At 46.1% G+C, this 19,393-nt stretch carries 13 protein-coding genes and 1 pseudogene; 6 read left to right on the top strand and 8 right to left on the bottom strand.

The annotated features are described in order from the left end of the window. Positions 1-4 precede the first annotated feature (4 nt). From L976_RS05520 to L976_RS05530, 3 genes and pseudogenes are all read left to right on the top strand, one after another. A complete protein-coding gene (locus L976_RS05520; protein WP_047535002.1) occupies positions 5-733 on the top strand; it encodes an energy transducer TonB in 729 nt (242 codons plus the stop codon). A gap of 167 nt (positions 734-900) precedes the next feature. Next, positions 901-1,246 (top strand): annotated as a pseudogene (locus tag L976_RS22695) (IS4 family transposase); the annotation flags it as partial. An 82-nt stretch (positions 1,247-1,328) separates the two neighbouring features. Next, positions 1,329-2,512 (top strand): IS3 family transposase gene (locus L976_RS05530; protein ID WP_156143122.1). Its coding sequence is split into 2 segments (ribosomal slippage): positions 1,329-1,587 and positions 1,587-2,512, totalling 1,185 coding nucleotides; the frame shifts between segments, so codons are not numbered across the junction. 733 nt (positions 2,513-3,245) lie between these two features. Here the strand turns inward: L976_RS05530 and L976_RS05535 are convergent. The 7 genes from L976_RS05535 to L976_RS05565 all read right to left on the bottom strand — a co-directional run bounded on the left by L976_RS05535 (position 3,246) and on the right by L976_RS05565 (position 10,542). After that, on the bottom strand, positions 3,246-4,274 hold the full coding sequence (locus L976_RS05535; RefSeq protein WP_047540165.1) for a methyltransferase: 1,029 nt from the start codon (positions 4,272-4,274) through the stop codon (positions 3,246-3,248). Between the two features lie 218 nt (positions 4,275-4,492). After that, positions 4,493-5,875 (bottom strand): alkaline phosphatase, encoded by a 1,383-nt coding sequence (locus tag L976_RS05540; RefSeq protein ID WP_047535004.1) that lies wholly within the window; start codon positions 5,873-5,875, stop codon positions 4,493-4,495. 73 nt (positions 5,876-5,948) lie between these two features. Then, positions 5,949-6,896: a glutathione synthase gene (gene gshB, locus L976_RS05545; RefSeq protein ID WP_047535007.1), complete on the bottom strand. Its 948-nt coding sequence runs from the start codon at positions 6,894-6,896 to the stop codon at positions 5,949-5,951. Between the two features lie 85 nt (positions 6,897-6,981). Beyond that, entirely contained in the window at positions 6,982-7,713 is a 732-nt protein-coding gene (gene rsmE / locus L976_RS05550) for a 16S rRNA (uracil(1498)-N(3))-methyltransferase (RefSeq protein ID WP_037414496.1), read from the bottom strand. 8 nt (positions 7,714-7,721) lie between these two features. Next, complete coding sequence (endA, locus tag L976_RS05555) at positions 7,722-8,498, bottom strand: endonuclease EndA (RefSeq protein WP_156143157.1); 777 nt, start codon at positions 8,496-8,498, stop codon at positions 7,722-7,724. A gap of 126 nt (positions 8,499-8,624) precedes the next feature. Then, positions 8,625-9,239, bottom strand: coding sequence for a SprT family zinc-dependent metalloprotease (locus tag L976_RS05560; protein WP_037428901.1), 615 nt, complete (start codon positions 9,237-9,239; stop codon positions 8,625-8,627). Positions 9,240-9,384: 145 nt separating this feature from the next. Next, positions 9,385-10,542, bottom strand: coding sequence for a hypothetical protein (locus L976_RS05565; RefSeq protein ID WP_037428898.1), 1,158 nt, complete (start codon positions 10,540-10,542; stop codon positions 9,385-9,387). Between the two features lie 369 nt (positions 10,543-10,911). Here L976_RS05565 and L976_RS05570 point away from each other — a divergent pair, with 369 nt between their 5' ends. After that, positions 10,912-11,709, top strand: a complete 798-nt coding sequence (locus tag L976_RS05570; RefSeq protein ID WP_037428895.1) for an OXA-48 family carbapenem-hydrolyzing class D beta-lactamase OXA-252 — start codon at positions 10,912-10,914, stop codon at positions 11,707-11,709. Positions 11,710-12,010: 301 nt separating this feature from the next. On the opposite strand, the gene L976_RS05575 is transcribed toward L976_RS05570, so the two are convergent. Further along, entirely contained in the window at positions 12,011-12,922 is a 912-nt protein-coding gene (locus tag L976_RS05575; protein ID WP_015586033.1) for a LysR family transcriptional regulator, read from the bottom strand. A 122-nt stretch (positions 12,923-13,044) separates the two neighbouring features. Between L976_RS05575 and L976_RS05580 the strand changes: the two genes are divergently transcribed. Both L976_RS05580 and L976_RS05585 read left to right on the top strand, forming a co-directional pair. Beyond that, positions 13,045-17,598, top strand: a complete 4,554-nt coding sequence (locus L976_RS05580) for an ATP-binding protein (protein ID WP_047535014.1) — start codon at positions 13,045-13,047, stop codon at positions 17,596-17,598. A gap of 190 nt (positions 17,599-17,788) precedes the next feature. Continuing rightward, on the top strand, positions 17,789-19,240 hold the full coding sequence (locus L976_RS05585) for a diguanylate cyclase (protein ID WP_047535015.1): 1,452 nt from the start codon (positions 17,789-17,791) through the stop codon (positions 19,238-19,240). Positions 19,241-19,393: the final 153 nt, after the last annotated feature.

Consider the following 19,393-nt stretch of genomic DNA (forward strand, 5'->3'; position numbering starts at 1 on the left):
ATTAATGAGCCGCTTCAATCTGTTTATTATTGGATCGATTTTCGTCCATATACTTGGTGGTGCTTTTTTTATTTGGAATCCCTCATCTTTACCCGTAATTCTGGCTCAAAGTGATAGTAAAATAGTCAGCTTAGGGCTAATGACTGCAATGGCTGGTAGCATTTCCCAGCAGCAGGTTTCAGCAGTAACGACTCCGTCTAGCGATGCTGAAGTTCAAGAAAAGCAGCCACTACCTGAAAAAAAAGCCCCAATCAAAGCATCTCCTAAAAAACAATCAGTACCAAAACAGAAAAATGAATCTACGGATAAAGAAATAGTTAAGAATAAAGAAAGTCAAATAGCCAAATCAGATACCAAAATCGGTGCATTAGGACAACAAGGAAGCATTGCTAACGATCATAAACAGCTTGAAACAGGAACAGGACAACAAATCGGGGGAGCTGAAATTAACCATCAGTATGATTTAGAAATTCGCCGTCATCTTTTATCATTTAAAACACCCCCTCAGCGCTTATCTCTTCGAAATATCAAAGGTGTTGTTAATTTGTCTTTTCGTATTGATCGTTCTGGGAAAGTTTTACAGCAAGAAGCAACTGTTCTACAAGGTCGTCAAGGTTTTCGACATGAAGCCCTCGCAATGTTAAAAAATGCAGAACCCTTTCCGCGCCCACCAGAGATAATAGACTGGCAAAGCCGTGAATACAAAATAGATATTAACTACCAAACTCAGTGAGTCAATTAATGGTATTGTTTCCTCAATCGTTTAAACTAAAGCGGTTGTCACTGAGCCCTGAAGAATCCCCTGATGAATTTCAAATAAATCATTAAATTAGAGTGAGCTTGCACCTTAACGTGTGATCAGATGGAAGTACGAACAAACATCAATCACATGACATCAAGGTGCAAGTGTTAACTATCTTACATCAATCTCTCTATCAACATTGTCCAGAAATCCATCAAAAGCGACTCAATACTCTCATGGTTGCCTGCAAAGCCCTCATCAATGCGGATTGCCTCACCCTAACCCATTTAGGACGGCATATTGATGGCTCCAGCACACAGATTAAACACTCGATAAAACGGATGGATAGATTGTTGGGTAACTCACATCTTCACCATGAAAGACTGGCGGTTTATCAGTGGCATGCAAAGTGGCTGCTAACTACTCATACAATGCCGACAATATTGGTGGATTGGTCTGATATGTGAACTGATTGCACTACGCGCCTCTATTAGTATCAATGGCCTTCCATCTGTAGTGGCACACTGAATTTGGCCACCTAATAAGAAATGTTATGATCTCACTCATAACCCATTTAGGTGATAACATGAATAAAAGTAAACGTGCTCGATATAGCGCAGCCATTAAGCTCGAAACAGCTCAATTAGTCGTTGATCAAGGTTACACACAAGAAGCGGCTGCAAAAGCCATGAACGTGGGGAAATCGACGGTCAGTAAGTGGGTAACACAGCTTCAGGTTGAGCGCCAAGGGCTTGCTCCTAAAGCCTCCCCCATGACACCTGAGCAGATTGAAATCAGGGCGCTAAAACGCGAAATTGAACGAATTAATCTCGAGAAAGAAATCCTAAAAAAGGCTACCGCTCTATTGATGTCGGACTCGCTGAACAATTCTCGATAATCGAGAAACTCAATCAGAGCAACAAATACCCTATTTCAGTGTTATGCCATGTATTCAACGTGAACCGGAGCAGTTACCGTTATTGGATAAGCCGCGAGCTTTGTGTAACACCAGAGCAGCGATTTTTAGAATGTGAAATCAAAGCGATACATGCTGAAAGCAAACAGTCTGCGGGTGCGAGAAGTATTGCCACAATCGCCTCTGAACGAGGCTTTACGTTAAGTCGTTATAGGGCTACTCGGTTAATGAAAAAGCTTGGGTTAGTGAGCTGCCAACAACCCAAGCACCGCTATAAAAGGGCTGAAAATGAGCATGTGACCATCCCTAATTTACTCAAGAGACAATTTGCAGTTGTCGAACCAAACACCGTTTGGTGTGGCGATGTGACGTATATTTGGGCTGGTAATCGTTGGTGTTATTTAGCGGTTGTGCTGGATTTATTTTCGAGAAAAGCCATTGGTTGGGCGATGTCATTTTCACCGGATACTGAGTTAACGGTGAAGGCCTTAGATATGGCCTTTGAATCTCGTGGTAAGCCTAAAAACCTGATATTTCATTCAGATCAAGGCTGCCATTATACCAGCCTGAAATACCGTCAGCGGCTGTGGAAATATCAAATCACCCAGAGTATGAGTCGTCGTGGTAACTGCTGGGATAATGCGCCAATGGAGCGGTTTTTCAGAAGTTTAAAAACGGAATGGCTCCCGACACAAGGCTATATGAGTTTTAGGGAAGCCAAACAAGATGTGACTGACTACATCATTGGTTATTACTGTGAAGTCAGGCCACATCATTACAATGCAGGATTGAGCCCAAATGAATCAGAGCGAAGATTTTGGGAAGATTCTAAAGCTGTGGCCAAATTTAGTTGACCACTACAGAGCCACTTAGCTTCTCTGCCATTAGAAGACAGTAACCAAACTTGGCACTAGCTAAAAAGATAACAAGCCCCAGTATCGACAAAAAGATTCTCAAATAAAGCCTCCGAAAATGTAACATTTTATTCATGCAGATGCGCGTTTACCTCGTTGGAGCAGTGAAAACGCGCACAGTTAACTATCTGTATAAAAAGAACTTATCAGCTTTTTGCCGCTTTTCATATAAGTAATCCATCTGGAAAAACGCACATGCGCGTTTTCAAAACCTATTAACTAAAAGTCAGCTAGCATAGTCAATTGATTTTATAGCGTTTTATTTGTTGTAAATGGAGTTAATGCGCACTGATATTGTCTTCAAATCATTCAAAAATACCTAAATTTAAATATGACTGTATACCGTTATATTGTTAGTCGATTTATAGCAGGGCCAAACATAGGCAAATAGATAAGAATTGTATGGCAACAGGAGTGGGAATTTTCGATTGAGCTAACGAGCCGAAGCGCGGAATGGAGCATTAGCTTTTTAGTCAGATGAAAAGTTCAATGGCAATAAATGCTATTTAAGAGATGGCAGCGTTAACTTGTTTGTTGGGGGATTTTTGATTTCAAAATGGGCGTATTTGATAGGGACGGCGTTATCCTCGTAATTCTTAACGAGTCTTTATTCCTTGGAGCATCCTAGAGTCAAATTAAGGATGCCCCACTCGCAATCGAGCGGGGCGAAAGATTAGGCCTGTTGGAAGGAATAGAGTTTGTACTTGTTGTTCTCTGCTGGCACGGTTAATTGGCCGAACTCGGCGGCGATGGTGTCCGAATAGGGCAGGTGGCGGTTAGCGACGATTTGCCAAATCCCTTTAGATTGTAATTGCTTGGCGCTATCGGCGACAAAGCGTTGGGCAATGCTGGTCGTACTGGCAAGGCCATCGTGGAAGGGAGGATTGGAGATAATACCGTCGAATTTTCCACTGGTTTGCGCCAATCCATCGGAGGGATAGACCTTGGCCGTCATGCCGTTTGCTGCCAGCGTAAGTTCGCAGGAGGCTAGCGCCATAGCATTGATATCAATACATTCTAGCGACAGTGTCGGCTGCGCCTTTAACAGCGCCGCGGCAATGACGCCAGCGCCGCAGCCAAAATCCAGTACTCGGCCAGAAAGGGTTGGCAGATGCGACAGCAATAGCTCTGTGCCTTGGTCTAAATGCTTTTCACTGAACACACCGACTAAGTTGCAGATGGTGATATTGCCCTGCGGAGTGGCAAGTTGATACTGGCTGGTCCAATCGCTGAGTTTAATCTCGGGCGCAGTATCGATTAGGCTGCTGCCAAAGAGTAGGCAATGACGCGCATTATCGAGTTTGACCCCAGTGGCAAAGTATTTCGGCAGCAGTTTGACTAAGGATTTTACCCCGCCTTTGTTTTCTCCCACGACTAAGAGCTGGCCATCGGCCACTAAATGCTGAGCGGCCAGATTAAACAAGTAGGGTGCTAACGGTTTAGCCTTAGGAAAGTACACAATCACAGTGTCGTACTTATCTTGATGTGGTAGTTGATGGCCAAAATAACAACGCAGTTTGCCATTGGCCTGCGGCGCTAAATGCAGATAATGGTGGTAATCCAAGGCGAGGGCATCGACGGACTGGGCGACATCGAGCAGCGCTTTGGGCAGTGAATCTGCCTCATGGTTTAGCACTAAGACTTTATGTTGGCTCAGGGTTTCCTGATTGCGGATAATGACTTGCGATGGATTCGTTAACACTGCATGGCTACCGTAAAAAATAAGTGCGGGCATTATACCCCTTATTCGGCTGCGAGCCAGCCTGCATGCCGCTGACTTAAGGGGTGCAGCAAAACAGCGCTCACTCGAACGGTGCGGACTGAAAGCCAATAAAAAAGGCAACTGTGTTAATACGGTTGCCTTTTATCTGTTAGCTGGCGCGATATTCGATTGGCTTATTTTTAGCTAATCGCAGCAAATTAGCCTTGTGGCTGCACTGGTGCTGGAGCTGGAGTTGATACAGGTGCGGGGGCTTTTGGCTTTTTAGGCTTAGGTAGCAGGCTAAAAATCTTATTGGCGATATCAGTATTGTCCTGATGACCGTTAAACAGCCCTGCTGCGGGACCTGCGGCAAACACTTGCACATCGGTGCCTGTGTGTCCGTCCGTTGTCCAACCCGTATCTGTACGTTTATCAATCACATGACGAATAGCCATTGCCATGGTTTCTAAGCCCTGCATTCTGGCTACATTGAGTTTAGCCTGTTCTTCTTCCGTTAATTCAAAGCCTAAACCACGGGATAAGTCGGCTTGCCAGGTCTCGCCACCGATAGCGGCTTGCGCTAAGGTATCTGAACTGGCGGAAATATTGCGCAGGATCTCAGGATTCCAGTTGTAGTTTCCATCGACACCAATCGATAAACCGCCGGTATTATGGTCGGCGGTGATCACCATTAAGGTATCGGGATTTTGCCGCACAAATTGCTCAACGACTTCAATGGTGTTAGCAAACTCATCCATTTCGCCCATAGCGGCGGCGATATCATTGTTATGTCCTGCCCAGTCGATAAGGCTACCCTCGACCAGCAGTACAAAGCCTTGATCATTTTGCGACAGTAAACTGAGGGCTTTTTGGGTCAAGGTGCTAAGTTTTTTAGCATCTTTTTCATCGATAGCCCAAGGCAGTTGTACTTCGGCAAACAAACCTAAGACCTTAGGCTGGGTAATGCTGGCCAGATCATCAAAGCGGGTAATATGTTGATAGCCCTTGGCGGTAAATTGGGCCAACAGCTCGGGTGGAAAGTACTTTTGCCCGCCACCTAAAAACACATCGGCGTTGGTGTCGAGATAACTTAATGCCAGTGCATCGTAATTTTTACGGCTTTCGTTATGGGATAAAAAGGCCGCTGGCGTGGCATGGTTGATTTGTGAGGTAACGGCAACCCCAGTGCTCAAGCCTAAGGATTTGGCTTTTTCAAGAATGGTGGGCAGAGGCTGTTTTTGGGTATCAACCGAGATGGCGCCATTATAGGATTTGACTCCTGTCGCGAGTGCGGTTGCGGCGGCGGCCGAGTCGGTCACATAACCACTGACACTGGCGGGATACGTACTTGCCATGCCAACCAATAAACGGTCAAAGACGGTTTGTTCGACTTCTTCGGTATCTGGATTGTCCTTGTAATAGCGATAGGCACTGGTATAGGAAGGCCCCATGCCGTCGCCAATCATAATCACAATATTTTTGGGGCGTGATGGCGCCTTGGCTGGGCCCGTCTCATTCGCCCCAGCTTCCGCTGCAAATACGGGGCTTGAGAGCCATAAACTCATACCAAGCAGTAACAGTGGCGCTTTGGTGAAACTCATATCAGATCCCTAGAAGTCGTAGGCGCTCTTAAGGCGCCTTCAATGAATATTATTATCTTGTAGGTATACAAGCTTACTGGGCGAGACGGGCTTCTATGGCATCGAACAGCATGCCAGTAATGTCCACATCAAATGCCGCTTGGATTTCGCGGATACAAGTCGGGCTAGTGACGTTAATCTCGGTCAGCTTGTCACCAATCACATCCAGACCCACAAAAATCAGCCCGCGTTTTTTAAGCTCTGGGCCAATGGCGCGGGCGATTTTCCAATCTGAGTCTGATAGCGGCTGGGCAACACCGCTGCCGCCTGCGGCCAAGTTACCGCGGGTTTCGCCTTTTTTCGGAATCCGCGCCAAGGCGTAGGGCACGGGCTCGCCATCCACCACCAGAATGCGCTTGTCGCCCTTGGTGATTTCAGGAATAAAGGCCTGCGCCATTGCGTATTGGTTGCCATATTGGGTTAAGGTTTCGATGATCACCCCAAGGTTAGGGTCGTCCTGCTTGATGCGGAAAATCGAGGTGCCGCCCATGCCATCTAGTGGCTTGAGGATAATATCGCCCTTGGCTTGGTGGAACGCGCGGATCCGGTTGGCATCGCGAGTCACAATGGTCTCTGGAGTAAATTCGCTAAACCATGCGGTGAATAGTTTTTCGTTGGCATCGCGCAAGCTTTGTGGCTTGTTGACGATTAATACACCTTGTTCTTCGGCGCGCTCTAACATGTAAGTGGCGTAGATATATTCGGTATCGAACGGCGGGTCTTTACGCATTAACACCACGTTCAGATCGCTCAGTGGCGTGTCTTGGGCATCGCCCAGTTCAAACCATTTATTGGCATCGTTGATGACTTTTAATGGACGCATATTGCCCATGGCTACGCCGTTGACCATAGCAAGGTCGGCCATTTCCATATAAAACAGCTGGTAACCCCTTTCCTGCGCCGCCATCAGCATGGCAAAACTTGAGTCTTTCTTAATGTTGATCTCACTGATGGGGTCCATCACTATGCCGAGTTTTATCATTAATCTGTTCCTTATTGATTGCCGTCGCAGGCAAAAAGCATTTATGGATTAGCCAGTAACCGATTCGCTAGTTAGCGGTTAACCTTTAACCTAAATCACCGAATCTAAGTTGCAGCGCGGTAATCGCCGTGAGTGAGGCGGTTTCAGTGCGCAGCACTCGGGGGCCGAGTAACACGTCGGTAAACTGATAGGTTTCCGTCATAGCGATTTCTTCCGCCGATAATCCCCCTTCGGGACCGATCAGTAGGCGTACGCGGGTATGGGATAAATCTAAGCCATTGATACCGTGCGCTGCCCTTGGATGCAAGTTGAGTTTGAGTGCGCTGGTCGGTTCGCTGCACCATTGCTGTAATTCCATGGCGGGGCGAACGATGGGCACTTGGCTACGGCCAGATTGCTCACAGGCGCTGATCACAATCTTTTGCCATTGCTGGATTTTCTTTTCGAGACGTTCACCAGTGAGCTTGACGCCGCAGCGGTCAGAAAATAGCGGCGTAATGGTATTTACCCCTAGCTCAACGGATTTTTGAATGGTGAACTCCATCCGATCGCCGCGGGAAATCACTTGGCCTAAATGCAGGTTGAGGGGCGACTCCGATGGATTGGCCTCACAGGACAGCACTTTTACCGTGACCGATTTTTTACCCGCATCGACAATTTCGGCAAGATAATCATTACCATCGCCATTAAACAGGCTAATTTGCTCGCCACTGCCCATACGCAGCACTTTGCCGATATGTGCTGCGCCATCTTCGTCTAGATTCAGCTGTTGATTTACGGCTAATGGCTGAGGTTGATAAATTCTTGGAACTCTCATTGTCGACCTTATTCGGCTAATTGTTGGCGCAGTGGTGGTGCATTGCAGGCATTCTGCACAAAGGGATTATGATTACCTTGGATCTGCGCTATGGCGTTATCGCGTTTGCATTCAATAGTATCAACTGGATAGCTTTTATCCCATGCTTTGAACAATTTTAATTGCTGTGAGGCGATTTTAAGGCCATAGGTCTGCTGCATATACAGGTAAGTGCGGGCTATTTTGCCGCGGGCGTTAGCGGGCGGCTGGGCTTGGCGATTCTTAAAGTCGATGACCATAGTGCATTGACCATATTGGTCGGCCTTACCGTTCCATTGGCTAAAACGGAAGTTGCTGCGATCGCCGTTCACTTCACCAATGGCGGGCACCAGATTGTGCATGTCCGCTTCCATCTTATTGAATTCTTGGCTGTTATCGGCGCAGTTTTTACGGCCACCCTTTTGCCAGCATTGTAATTGGTGACCAAACTCCCATGCAGGGACTATATGCTCCCACTCGATACGGTTGGCGCGGGTTTCTTGTTTACGCACTTGATAACCGCAGCTATTGAGATCGGGCTTCCAGGATTTGCCCTTAATTTGGATAGTGCAGCCACAGTAAAAACTGACAGCGGGCAAGGTGCCTTGGCGACTGCCTTGGTATAAGGATTGAGACAAGACCTTGGCTTGGCTAAAACTATTGGGGTGCGAAGGAGAGGCATTGGCTGAGGCCAACACCGCCAGCCAACTGAATAGGCACAGCAAGGTTTGCCGAGACCTTAAGGCTATCTTGGAGTTGTTCAATATTTATCCCAAAAATAATCAATACTACGCAAGCCTGTGGCTCGTCTTTTATGTCTGAATGGTAAGGGAAATACCGCGTCCTATGCAAATCGCTCGTACTTTTGGCCGAGGATTTTTACGCTATGTGGGTTATTCGGTTGCTTCGGTAAAGGTGAGGTGGGTATGGCAGCGTTTACACAGATAACGGGTTTCACCACGCAACACTTTATTATGGCGGCGAATACTTAGCCGAACTGGGCCGCAGGCACAGCGGTACTCAAAGTCTTTCCCTTTAACCGACTGAGTATCGAAACTGTGGGTGGTATTGGGGCTCACCTTAAACAACTTGAGCATGATGGATTGCCACTCGCGGCCATGGGGTTTGGTTTTGCCAAAGAGTTGGAAGCAGAGTAAATGGCTTATTTCGTGGGGCACTACTTCGGATAAGAAGGCTTCGCTATTTTCCCTGAGTAATACGGGATTAAAGCGTAGGCGATTCTGTTGTAAATGGGCTGTGCCCGCACTCCGTCCCCGCAGGGTAAATTGGGTCAACGGCCGCGCAAATGGACGCTTAAAGTAGATTTCTGCCTGCTGATAACAGTCTTCGATACGCGTAAGGATTTGCTGCTGCACTGGTGTCAGTGGCTTTGGCTGGCGTTGTGGCATGTTGTTTTTCGCCATCTTGGTCGCAGTCAGCGTGGTGATACTCGCGGATGAGATAGCTTTACGGCGCAGGCTATTGAGTAGGGATCTCGTGTTAAACATAGACTTAGGCGTTAACTCTTATTTTGCAAAGCATCAAGTGTGGCTAGGTGTGTCAGATGGATACCATGATGCGACCCGATAAGGCGCATAAAGCAAGCGTTTGCATCATAACCAACGCTTGCTGACAATGCCAGTATTGCGGCGGTTACAGGCTCGCCGCGGCCTGCATCACCATAGTACGCACTTGCTCGACAATGGCTTGTTCGGTGGCATTGTCGTAGCCCTTCACCCTCGGGGTGTGGATATGGCCCACCTTAGCGCGGCTATTGAACTTTTGCTGTAACACAATGGCGCGATAAGAAATCTCGTTTGAGAGATACCCACCACCAGAACCTTCGACCGAGGTTTCATTTTGCAGCTCGCTTAGGGAACTGGCATTAAATTCACCGCGCGCTAGGGTGGTCACAGTATGGTTATCGTTGACTTTCCACTGACCATCTTGCACTTGCATCGCTGCGACGGGTAATGAAAATTCAACAAATTCAGGGCCGATAAAGTTTTTACCGTTGAGTTTGGGGGCGATAGGCGCGGTTTTGCTTGCGCCTGTGTATAGATTTTGGTTATCGGGCGCTGCTGCACTACGGTTACGGCCTGGGAAGCGTTCAATATCAAAGTCGCTGCGCCCCATGCTGACGGTAAAGATAAACTGGGTTTTAGGGTCGCGATAAATGGGGCTGAGTAAGGATTCGATAATACCTTGGTCGAAATCCTCGAAGCGTACTGGGATCATGGCGGTTTCGATTTGGGCCTTTTTGCCATTGATATCAAATTTAAAACCATCGAGGGCGAGGGCGACTAAGCCCGAAGGATTGCTCTGACTGATGTCTTTGTCGAGGAAGAAGGGGTCGAATCCCGTCAGGAAGATTTTTATCTGCACATCATCATCGTATTGGATATCACTGAATCCTCGCGATGCCTTTTCTACGGCGCTGGCTAAAATCTGTTGCTGCCAATCAGCCATTTTAAAGTTAGCACTGTTGTTTTTAAGGCTATTTAACATTGACAGTCGCGCCCAATACAGGGATCTGTCATCAAAGTGTCCTGACTGCACATCACGCACAGCCTGTTGCCATAATCTATGTCCTTGGCGGGCGGCAAGTTGGGTAGCGTCGCGTTCATTTTTCTGTGTGGATAATTGATTCGCTAAGCCTTCATCCAATGCTTGATAACGGTTTACCACTTCAGCCATGACTTTTTCAGCGGTAGGAATGCGAGACACTTCCACATCGCCGAGGAGTTGTACGGCACCAGCGGTTTGCGCCACTGTGCTAGCGAGGATAAAAGCGAGGCAGGGCTTTAACATTGGCGTTTCCTTTTTATTTTAATCACTTATTTTGCTGGAAATAGACGATGTTTCTAGGGCGTTAAGGCTTACTTCATCTTAGAAATAATGAAACTTATGCCAAAAAGCCACAATGATTGTTTTGAGTATAAGAGTTTACCTATAGTGATTCGAGGATCTTATTCCTATTTTGCATATCAGATCGATACTGACGAGTTGCTATGATTTTGAACTGGCGTTTAGTTGGGATAGCTAATAGTTAAATCTTGTAAAGCTTGTGCCTGATTGTTGCCACAATTGGTCAGCAGTTTGCTAGGGAATGAGAGGGCAGAGAATGATAAGCTTAGCACTTAATTTGTATGGATATATTGCATTAAGCAAGGGGACGTTATGCGTGTATTAGCCTTATCGGCTGTGTTTTTGGTGGCATCGATTATCGGAATGCCTGCGGTAGCAAAGGAATGGCAAGAAAACAAAAGTTGGAATGCTCACTTTACTGAACATAAATCACAGGGCGTAGTTGCGCTCTGGAATGAGAATAAGCAGCAAGGATTTACCAATAATCTTAAACGGGCGAACCAAGCATTTTTACCCGCATCTACCTTTAAAATTCCCAATAGCTTGATCGCCCTCGATTTGGGCGTGGTTAAGGATGAACACCAAGTCTTTAAGTGGGATGGACAGACGCGCGATATCGCCACTTGGAATCGCGATCATAATCTAATCACCGCGATGAAATATTCAGTTGTGCCTGTTTATCAAGAATTTGCCCGCCAAATTGGCGAGGCACGTATGAGCAAGATGCTACATGCTTTCGATTATGGTAATGAGGACATTTCGGGCAATGTAGACAGTTTCTGGCTCGACGGTGGTATTCGAATTTCGGCCACTGAGCAAATCAGCTTTTTAAGAAAGCTGTATCACAATAAGTTACACGTATCGGAGCGCAGCCAGCGTATCGTTAAACAAGCCATGCTGACCGAAGCCAATGGCGACTATATTATTCGGGCTAAAACGGGATACTCGACTAGAATCGAACCTAAGATTGGCTGGTGGGTCGGTTGGGTTGAACTTGATGATAATGTGTGGTTTTTTGCGATGAATATGGATATGCCCACATCGGATGGTTTAGGGCTGCGCCAAGCCATCACAAAAGAAGTGCTCAAACAGGAAAAAATTATTCCCTAGAAGTGGTTAGCGCGTATTTGTGTGAAATAGCCGTCATATAAGCTGTAAAGATATATGGACAAAATGCTGATGCTCGATGCACTTGTAGTTAATGGCTCATACTTAATCGGTTAGGCCAAATCGACTTAAGCTCCGCGCGTTAACTTTTAGCCTGAGCATTAGCATCACATTCCTAAACGTAAAAAGCCTAGCCAATTTGCTAGGCTTTTTTGTTATCTAAATGGTCATGGTCACTCAACATTGGGATGTGTATAAAGGAATGGCGATGTCAGTAAAGGTGAATGCCGCTGCGATAAAGTGCCTAGCCCATCAAGGATTGTAGGCTTTCTTGGCTGCTAAAGCGTTTGACGAAAAAGTCCAAGAAGGCGCTGATATTGGTGGCTAATTGTCTGCGGCTCGAATACACCCCGTAGACCTTAAAGGGTTCAATCGGCCATTCCTGTAAGATTGGCACTAGCTGGCCGTTGGCGAGTTCGGTTTTGCAGGCGGAGTTTGATAGCATTGCAATCCCAAAGTCATCGAGGGCTAACTGCTTAACCATTATCGGGCTATTGACCCTGACTTTACGCTGAAAGTTTACCATGGTTTTGCGAGCACCTTTGCCTAAGGGCCATATGGGTGCTGAGCGGGATGTCCCTAGCAGAATACCACTATGGTCGCTCAGCTCCTTAGGTGTTGCGGGGGTGCCGCGTGCTTTTAAATAGCCAGGGCTTGCTACCAGAATTGGTTGACGCTCGAACAGTAATCTTGCAACAAGATCAGAGGATTGCAGTGGTCCATATTTGATAGCTATGTCATATCCTTCACCCACCAAACCGATATCGTTGTCGGTAAACTGGACATCTAATTCCACATTGGGATATAAACGCATGAATCCGCTACAGAGGTTAGCAATTAATTCTTGGCTAAAAGAGACCGGAATGGCTATCCGTAATGATCCTGATACATCATCATGGGTACTCTCGATAACAGCCTTGGCCGCTTCCACCTCATTGCGAATGGAATCACAGTGTTGATAAAAGAGTGCCCCGACTTGGGTAAGACTCAGGTTACGGGTGTCGCGTTGTAACAATCGCACGCCTAGTTGTTCTTCAAGCTGCGCGATTTTGCGACTTATGGTGGATTTTGGGTGGCCGGTTTCACGTGCAGCTTGGGAGAATCCCTTTGCTCTCACTACGGCTGCAAATAGCATCATACCGTTTAAATCTGGCATGTTTTTCCCACTGTCTCATATTTGGAACATAGCGTCTTATGCAGTTTAATGGCATTTGGCGGGATAACAAAGTTATATTTATTGGCTAAAAATTTTCAGAGGCTAAAGCAGAGGATCTTTTGATGACCAGCAATAATCAGCCCAAACACATGACTCAAGCCCAAACGCCCGATCCGCTTTTTTTACAGGCCGAGCATTTGGCAAAGGATTTTTCTCTGTTTCCAAAACACAGTAAACAGAGCTTATCAGAAGAAATTAAAGGTCTTTTAAATGAAGATGCCATTCAGGCAAATTTAAAAGACTTGGCATCGTTAGATGTTGACGGTTATGTCGCAAAAGTGATCCAACCGACCCAAGACAAAGGTCGTCCTGGTGCTAAACGTATCATTGCGGACCTAAAGGGGCGCTTGATTACCGAAACTCACTTGGGCTCTTTCTACAGTGCTGAGGTCGAGTTGAATTTCGGTTCACGCACTCGTCGTATCGGCTTTATTGCTCAAGAGCGCACAACGGCTAACGGTGCATGGATGCCTGAGCATCACTATGCCGCCTGTAAAGCGATTCGTCATTTTGCCGAATTGTCTATGCCTATCGTCTATTTAATCGATACCCCAGGGGCCGATGCAGGCGAAGTGGCCAACAGCCAAAACCAAGCACATTCTATTTCTAAGGCGATTGCCGAGAGTGCCAACGTTGACGTACCGACAGTCGGTATCGTTATCGGTGCGGGTTACTCGGGTGGCGCGATTCCTTTAGCTGCAGCCAACATTCTGTTATCGCTGCGCGATGGTATTTTCAACACCATTCAACCACAAGGTCTACAAAGTATCGCGCGTAAGTACAACCTGTCATGGCAGGAATGTGCTAAATCTGTGGGTGTATCTCCAGAAGAGCTTTACACCGCCGGTTGTATCGATGGCATTATCGATTTTTCTCCAGGTGACCGTGACGAGCGTCAGCACAATTTACGCCGCGCGATTATCAGTAGTATCGAAGCGGTTGAGCGCGCAGCAGTGAACTTTGTACGTGAATCTAAGGATTTACGTGAGCATTATGATCGCAGTTTAGCGCGTTTCCTTAATCCATCTAAAAACTTGATGGCATTAGAGTTAAACGCTGAATTGGCTGTGGCAACGAGCCCAACCAACCACCACAACTTGTTTGGTAGCGCTTACCGTTACCTGCGTTATTTAACGCTGCGTAGCCGTATTCATTCGATCTCTCAGGAGCAATACGGACGTTTGTCACGTGTCAGTGTGCCCGAGGGCGATCTGTTAGCGCGTATCCAGCAAGAGCAAGATCGTGTATTCCAAGCTTGGCTATCTAGCCCTGATAAGCTGGTTTACGATGAAGATCTGAACAAATTGTGGGCGAACTTTATTGCTAAGCGCGATGAAATTTCAACCGAACGTAATATGCTGACACGTTTTATTTTGGGTGAACCAAAAGAAAACTATAAAAAAGCTCGTAAGGCACTGTTATTTAACATCGGTTGGTCTTTATATCACCGTTGGAAGAGCAACGCGGCAAACAACTTTAAGGGCTTAATTCAGCATCTTGAAAATCTGCCTAAGTCTGTAACTCAAGCAAAATGGCCTGAGCTTAATCAATTGACTGTGCTCGATGTCGTTGTAAACGATGAGCTGCGTGAAGACTTTATTTGGCAATGCCATAACATCCTGATTTTTAACTCACTTTACGACAACGTTGTGGGTAGCTTAGCGTCTATCGCGAAAGAAGCCATGATGTCTAAGAGTCTGTCACGCAACTCTGTGAACAATCTACTGCACAAGTCGATTGACCATGCGCTGTCTACTCAGGATACCGCAAACGACAAGGCTAAATTCTACAAGTGGCTTAAGTACTTTATGAGCCAATCTAACCGTGCCGATCTCTTGGTGCGTGTAGAGCAGTGGAAGAGTGTGGGCTTCCCACAACTTAACGACAGTTTATTCGTTATCCTGACTTACTTCTTCGAACGTTTATTGCCTGAATACTTCGACAGTGAAAGCGACCACAGCAAATACACTGGTGCGATTAACCCTGTGCGTATCGGTCGTCGTAAGGACTTCTGGAACCGCTTGACCATGGGTTATCAGGACTTACTGATCCAAAAAGTATTACGTGACGAAAAACGTACTGGCAAGATGACGTGGGAAAATGTGATTAAGCAATTTTTCACTAATTTCGACGAAATCAATGGCGACAAAATGTCGGCTAACTTGCTCAACTTCCCTGGTTTCCGTTTATCCATTGAAGATGCGTTAGATAAAGGTATTCGTCCTTGCGGCCTGATCACCGGTATTGCTGACTTTAAAGAAAAGGGACAAAAAGTCCGTGTGGGTCTGGCGGTATCTAACACTGCATTCCAAGCGGGTGCCTTCGATATGGCGAGTGCCGAGAAATTCTCTGCGCTGCTGATCGAATGTGCTAAGCGTAAATTGCCAGTAGTTTGTTTTATCAGCTCAGGCGGTATGCAGACTAAAGAAGGTGCTGCGGCACTGTTCTCAATGGCTGTTGTGAACGACCGTATCACACGCTTTATCCGTGATAACGAATTGCCAGTATTGATGTTTGGTTTTGGTGACTGTACCGGTGGTGCGCAAGCGAGTTTCGTGACTCACCCATTAGTGCAAACCTACTACCTGTCTGGTACTAACATGCCATTCGCTGGTCAAATGGTGGTTCCAGCTTACTTGCCTTCGACTTCTACACTGTCTAACTACTTGTCGAAAGTACCAGGTGCAATGGCGGGCTTAGTCCACAACCCATTCAGCGAAACCTTAGATAACCAATTGGCGAGCATCGATCCTCTGATGCCAATGCCAACGGCGAAGATTAATGACGTAATCATCAATGCTCTGTCGACTCTGGTTGTTGAAGCGCCTGTTGAAGAAGAAGTGATTGTTCAAAACGATCCTCGTAAGTTAATGAAACCAATTAACAAAGTATTGGTTCATGCCCGTGGTTGTACCGCTGTTAAGTTGATCCGTAAGGCCCACGATAACGATATCAACGTGGTATTAGTGGCGTCAGATCCTGACATGACTGCCGTACCTGCGGATATGCTGAAAGATTCTGACAAGTTAGTCTGTTTAGGGGGTAACACCTCTGACGAAAGTTACCTGAATGCTTACTCAGTGTTGAAAGTTGCCGAATACGAGCAAGTTGATGCACTGCACCCAGGTATCGGCTTCCTGTCTGAAAGTCCACAATTTGCGGCATTGTGTGTGAATAATGGGGTTAACTTTGTGGGTCCTAGCGTGCATTCAATGACGACTATGGGTAACAAGTCGAACGCGATTAAGACTTCACAAAGCCAAAACGTACCTGTGGTACCAGGTTCACACGGTATTCTGACGAACGCTGAGCAAGCGGTAAACGTGGCCAATGAAATTGGTTACCCAGTGCTGCTCAAAGCGGTACAAGGCGGTGGTGGTAAAGGTATTCAGGTCGTTAAACGTCCTGAGGATATGATTGGTTTATTCCAAAAAACCGCTACCGAAGCGGCAGCCGCCTTCGGTAACGGCGACCTGTACTTAGAGAAATATGTTACGTCACTACGTCATATCGAAGTGCAATTACTGCGCGACCAATTTGGTCACGCTAAAGTATTGGGTTTACGTGACTGTTCAGTACAACGTAACAACCAGAAAGTGGTCGAAGAGTCTGGCTCAACCATGTTGCCAGATGAACTGAAGAAACAAGTGCTGGATTACACCCGTGCCTTAGGTGATGCGACCGATTATATGGGTGCAGGTACTGTAGAGTTCATCTACAACCTAGACGCAAACGAAGTGTACTTCATGGAGATGAACACTCGTCTGCAAGTAGAGCATCCAGTAACCGAAGCGACTTCTGGTATCGATATCGTAAGCGCGCAGTTTGATATTGCTGCGGGTCGTTCAATCGAGCATTTAGAGCCGAAAGAAATCGGTTATGCGATGGAAGTGCGTGTAACGGCTGAGAAAGCCGCACTCGACAGCCACGGCATCCTGCAACTGGTTCCAAACCCTGGCAAGATCACCGAATGTGTATTCCCTGATCATCCAGATGTAGAAATCATCTCGATTGCTGCACCGGGCAAAGAAGTTTCGCCTTATTACGATAGCTTAATCGCCCAGGTGATTATGCGCGGTGAAAACCGTGAAGACGTTATTGCGAAGCTACATGCTTACCTCGACAGCGTAGTGCTCAAAGGTATCGCGACTAACATTCCATTGCTGAAGTTAATCCTAAGCGATGGCACCTTCAAAGAAGGCGTATACGACACTAACTATCTGCCACGCTTTATGGCTGAGCTAGACATTCCAGCACTGATTGCTGAAATGGAAGCCGCTGCTGAAACCGTAGGTGTGGATACTGAGTCGCTGCGTGTGGGTGAAAGTAACGAGCTTAAAGTATTAGCCCAAGGCGCAGGTATCTTCTATACCTCTCCAGCGCCAGGCGAACCTGATTTCGTTAAAGAAGGTGATATTGTAACCGTTGAGCAAACCCTTGCCTTGACTGAAGCAATGAAGATGTTCTCGCAGGTTAACTTGGCTGGCTTTAACCGCCAAGGCGCCGTGCTCTATCCTGAGGATAAGAAGTACCGCATCGAGCGTATTCTGAACAGCAATGGTCAGCAAGTATCGCAAGGTGACCTACTCTTTGTTGTGTCACCAGTTGAAGATTAATCTTGAAAAAATAGATTAAGTAAACGAAATACCCGTCAATTTGGCGGGTATTTTTTTATTGGTAACAAGATTAAGTTTTTCAGGTTCGGTGCATTTTCCTGCTTAGGATGAGCGAATTGGTATTATCTTAATATCATGTATACACTTTTTATCTACGTCAGCGAATTACTGAATGTATTTGAGAAGCTACATGGGTTGTCGATTTTGGTTTTTACTCTTCTGTTTATGCTCACCCTTAACTGTGAGTGCAGAGCGTTTGGCTTCGCGCTATCTCAAAACCGCTGATGACGGTGCTAGCAGTAGGCAGTTAGTCCGTTACTGTGTTGATCCCGACTGGTTGCCCTATGAAGCGATACGAGAGGGAAAACATGTAGGGGTCTCATCGGACTATATTCGTTACATTGAGTCCCATTCTCCCCTTAAATTCATTCTTGTTCCCACAACATCTTGGTCTGAAACCCTTAATTTTTTACAAACTGGGCGCTGTGATTTAACTCCAATGTTGAACAAAACCGCTACCCGAGAGCAATTTTTACATTTTAGCCATGTGTATTTTCACTCGCCAAATGTGTTGGTTTCGCTAAAAGAACAGCCATTTTTACAAGGATTTGAAAACATAGGCTCACGAACATTAGCCGTGCCTAAAGGCTATCGTCTCGCTGAGTATATTCAGCAATATTACCCTAGAGTCAAAATCATCGAAGTGGCCAGTGAACCAGCGGGACTCGAGGCTGTGCTCGATAAGCGCGCTGATTTATTTGTTGGGTCAATGTTTTCGGTGAATGCTTATATTCAGCAGACAGGTTTTAACCATCTTAAAATTGCGGGGTGGGGCGGGCCAGAAGATGAACTACGCATGGGAGTGAGTTTAGGCCATGAAGCACTGCTGCCGATACTTAATCAAGTACTTGATGATGTTGATGAGCTTGAGCGAATTAGGATTTACCAGAAATGGAACAATATTACTGTTATCGATGAGACTAACTATTGGCTTATCTATCAAGTGATTGCAGGTACTCTGCTGGTGATATTTTTACTTGCGACTCGGACTTATTTTATCAGTCGCTATAATCGACGCTTAACCGATAAAAATACACAGCTTGAAGCCCTTCGTCGGCAATTAGAACAAACCAATACTGAACTCGAGTTTTTATCTACCCATGATCCGCTCACCAAACTCTATAATCGCCATTACTTTAACCGCCAGTTTGTGCATGAGCATCGTTCTGAGACCGCAACAGAAAGTACCATCTGTCTTGTCATGTTAGATATCGATTTCTTTAAAGAGATTAATGACACCTTAGGTCATGCCGTCGGAGATAATATTTTGATGGAGCTGTCTACAGTGCTGCAGCATTGTGTGCGTGAATCAGATGTTGTAGCCCGTTGGGGAGGTGAAGAGTTCGTGATCCTTTGCCATCAGACTTCAATTACTTTAGTTAACTCATTGTGCCAGCGGATTGCTGCGGCGATTAAGGATTATCGCTTTAGTGGTGATGTGCGGCTCACCTGTAGTTTTGGGATTGCCAAATTAGCGATTAATGAACCAATGCAGTCCTGCTTTGAACGAGCAGATAAAGCACTGTATCAAGCGAAAGCCTTGGGCAGAAATCAGATTTGTATTGATGAATCCAATGCTTAGTTTGCGAAATTAGATGCATTGCTAAGCCCATTGCCACTTTACTCGATCAATTTCACATTTATGCTAATCAACTTTTAGGTTAAACCGAGTTTTAACCTGAGTTGAAGTTTGTATTGAGGTTGCATTGGGCTGGTCTTTTGCCATTTGTGAGTC

The organism is Shewanella sp. ZOR0012 (assembly GCF_000798835.1).
In the GTDB taxonomy this organism is placed as follows: Bacteria; Pseudomonadota; Gammaproteobacteria; order Enterobacterales; family Shewanellaceae; genus Shewanella; species Shewanella xiamenensis.

Bases quoted from the DNA above. Each gene is read 5' to 3' on its own strand.
- L976_RS05585 (WP_047535015.1), top strand. From the start codon at position 17,789: ATGGGTTGTCGATTTTGGTTTTTACTCTTCTGTTTATGCTCACCCTTA.
- L976_RS05520 (WP_047535002.1), top strand. From the start codon at position 5: ATGAGCCGCTTCAATCTGTTTATTATTGGATCGATTTTCGTCCATATA.
- L976_RS05580 (WP_047535014.1), top strand. From the start codon at position 13,045: ATGACCAGCAATAATCAGCCCAAACACATGACTCAAGCCCAAACGCCC.
- L976_RS05570 (WP_037428895.1), top strand. From the start codon at position 10,912: ATGCGTGTATTAGCCTTATCGGCTGTGTTTTTGGTGGCATCGATTATC.
- rsmE (WP_037414496.1), bottom strand. From the start codon at position 7,713: ATGAGAGTTCCAAGAATTTATCAACCTCAGCCATTAGCCGTAAATCAA.
- L976_RS05540 (WP_047535004.1), bottom strand. From the start codon at position 5,875: ATGAGTTTCACCAAAGCGCCACTGTTACTGCTTGGTATGAGTTTATGG.
- gshB (WP_047535007.1), bottom strand. From the start codon at position 6,896: ATGATAAAACTCGGCATAGTGATGGACCCCATCAGTGAGATCAACATT.
- L976_RS05565 (WP_037428898.1), bottom strand. From the start codon at position 10,542: ATGTTAAAGCCCTGCCTCGCTTTTATCCTCGCTAGCACAGTGGCGCAA.
- L976_RS05575 (WP_015586033.1), bottom strand. From the start codon at position 12,922: ATGCCAGATTTAAACGGTATGATGCTATTTGCAGCCGTAGTGAGAGCA.
- L976_RS05560 (WP_037428901.1), bottom strand. From the start codon at position 9,239: ATGTTTAACACGAGATCCCTACTCAATAGCCTGCGCCGTAAAGCTATC.